The organism is Micromonospora sp. NPDC023814 (assembly GCF_040639595.1).
GTDB lineage: Bacteria > Actinomycetota > Actinomycetes > Mycobacteriales > Micromonosporaceae > Micromonospora.
This window is the reverse complement of sequence record NZ_JBFAAF010000197.1, coordinates 1-2,596: the sequence shown is the minus strand read 5'-3', so window position 1 is coordinate 2,596 and position 2,596 is coordinate 1. Positions and strand designations below refer to the sequence as shown.

Genomic DNA, 2,596 nt, shown 5'->3' with positions numbered 1-2,596 from the left:
TTCCACCTGCACTTCACCCCGACCTACTCGTCCTGGCTCAACCTCGTCGAGCGCTGGTTCGCCGAACTGACCAACCGCAAACTCCGCCGATCGGCTCACCGCAGCGTCGCCGCACTGGAAGCCGACGTCACCGCCTGGATCGAGGCGTGGAACGCCGACCCCAAACCGTTCGTGTGGACCAAGACGGCTGACGACATCCTCGAAACGGTCGCCGCATACTGCAAACGAATCAACGACTCAGGACACTAGGGCCGGAGAGGGGAAGGCGACCGCGCCCCGACCATCGCAAGAGCCGCAGCCCAACCAACGCGCGACACGCGCCCTACCAGGCCATCAAATGACCAACAGGGTCACCTGCGGCGGGCCAGGTCGCTGGGCTCAGGTTGGCGACTGGCGGGGTCGCGTCACACGGATACGGCTCGTGCGGTTGGATTCAGGGCGTCGCCGTGTGTCCTGGGAGCGCCGCCGTGAGTCCACATGATCAGCTTGCTGGCCTTGACCTGCCGACCCTTCAGGTGCTCGAGGCGGGCTTGGCGCTGGGTGGCCTGGTCACCGAGGCGGAGGTGTCGGCGTTGGTCGGCGCCGACGCAACGCCGTACCTGCAGCGCGCCGCCGATGCGGGGCTTGTCGCGCGGCTACGGAGCCGGCTGACGGTGAACGGCATCCTGCGAGAGGTCTTCGCCCGTCCGCTAGGTGTCGGCCCGCCGGCAGGGCAGCTCGCCGTCGTGTTGAACGTCGATGATCTGAAGGTGATTGCGAGCAACCTGGGGTTGCCTACGAAGGGCCGTAAGGCGGACCTGCTGGAGGCGGTGGCGGAGTTCTTCCTCGAAACGGGCAACGTGCACGGTCTCGTCAAGCGGATGCCCACCGCTACGCGGACGGTGTTGGAGGAGGCTGACAGCGACGGTGGACGGATCCGTCGCTACGGCGGCAGCGGCATCGCACACCGGAGTCGGTATCAGAACCGCTATCGGCAGGTGCATCCGCTGGACTGGGCCGAGGAGCACGGGCTGGTCTACCGCGTGACTTGGGAGGACTATCAGCTAGCGGGTCAAGTCGCGCTCGCTTTGCGAGGAGCGGACTACCGGGCTCCGTTCCAGTCGCAGGAGCCGCCGGCTGCCTGGCACACGCCGGATCCCGCGACAGTGCGCCGCGACGCCCAGGCTCAGGGCATTGCCGTGGTCGGGCTGTTGTCGGCGCTGCTGGACGGGGCTGGACGTGAGCCGTTGGCAACGGTCAAGGCCGGCGGCGTCGGCGTGCGCGAGCTAACCCGGACGGCGAAGACGCTGGGCGTGACGATGTCGACCGTGCGGCTGCTGCTGGCGGTCGCAACGGAGGCCGGGCTGGCCGAACTCGGCGAACGCGTGATCCCGACGGCCGCATACGACCGCTGGCTCAAGCTCGGTCTGGACCGGCGGCTCGCGGCGATGCTCAAGGCATGGCGCGACCTGGACTATCTGCCATCGTCGCAGACCGGGCCGTGGGCGCCCGACTACGACGAAGCCTGGTCAGCGCACGCCCGGATGGCCGCGCTGCGGGCGCTGGGCGACCGGGCGACGACGAACCTCGAGCAGGCGGCGCATTGGATGTGGTGGCGACGGCCGCTGACCTTCGGCGGCACCACGACCGTGCGTGGCCTGCTGGAAGAGGCCACGACCTTGGGGGCCCTCGGCGCGGGCGCTATCAGCCCCGCAGGACAGGCGCTGCTGGCTGACAAGGACATCGCCAAGGCCGTCGGCGACCTGGGTGAGGTCGCCCGCACCGCCCGGCTGCAGGCCGACCTGACCGCGGTGGTGGCGGGCACACCGAGCCCAGAGCTGGCAGAGCTCCTCGGTGCCACCGCCGTCGTCGAGTCCCGCGGCATAGCCACGACCTGGCGCTTCAGCCCAACTACGGTACGCGGCGCGTACGACGCAGGCTGGACCGAGCACCGCCTGACCACCGCCCTGACGAAGATCACCGAAGGCGGACTGCCCCAACCACTGGTCTACCTGCTCGCCGACGTCGCCCGCCAACACGGGTCGGTACGGGTCGCGCCCGTGGCCAGCACCCTGGTCAGCGACGACACCGCGCTGCTGGCGCAGATCTGCGCCGACAAACGGCTGGACAAGCTCAACCTGCGTCTGCTCGCCCCGACCGTGCTGGCCAGCCAAGCCAACACGGCTGACACAATGGCCGCCCTGCGTAAAGCCGGCTACGCGCCCCGCCAGCAGAACGCCGACGGCCGCAACGTCCTCGAGAAGACCCGCCGCCACCGCGCCTGACGGGCTGGAGTGCAAGATGCTGATCGTACGCGCCACCAGGAAACTCCTCGATCACACCAACCCGCCTCGGGTTGTCGAAGGAGATCGAGACACGACTCTGCTAGGTCGGGTCGCCCGGGGGGATTTCACCCCCGGGCTCCCACAGAACCGTGCGTAACAGTCTCCCGTTACACGGCTCTTGTCATCCTGATCACCAGAAGCGCGGTGTCCATGCCCAGTGGACGAAGAGCCTCGGGCGCTGGCGGGTGATGCGCTGCCAGCACTGTTGGGCCTTCCTGAACGGCCGCAGTCGTTTGTGCTTCTTGCGGATCCAGCGCACCAGGTAGGCGTTG

Annotated in this window: 1 protein-coding gene and 1 pseudogene; both read left to right on the top strand. The window is 68.6% G+C overall.

What is annotated here, in order from left to right; all coding sequences use genetic code 11:
• Positions 1-249: pseudogene (locus AB0G14_RS35330) on the top strand (IS630 family transposase); the annotation flags it as partial.
• Between the two features lie 218 nt (positions 250-467).
• The gene (locus tag AB0G14_RS35325) at positions 468-2,264 is read left to right on the top strand and encodes a helicase-associated domain-containing protein (protein ID WP_357705099.1); all 1,797 of its coding nucleotides are present in this window, start codon (positions 468-470) and stop codon (positions 2,262-2,264) included.
• Positions 2,265-2,596 lie beyond the last annotated feature (332 nt).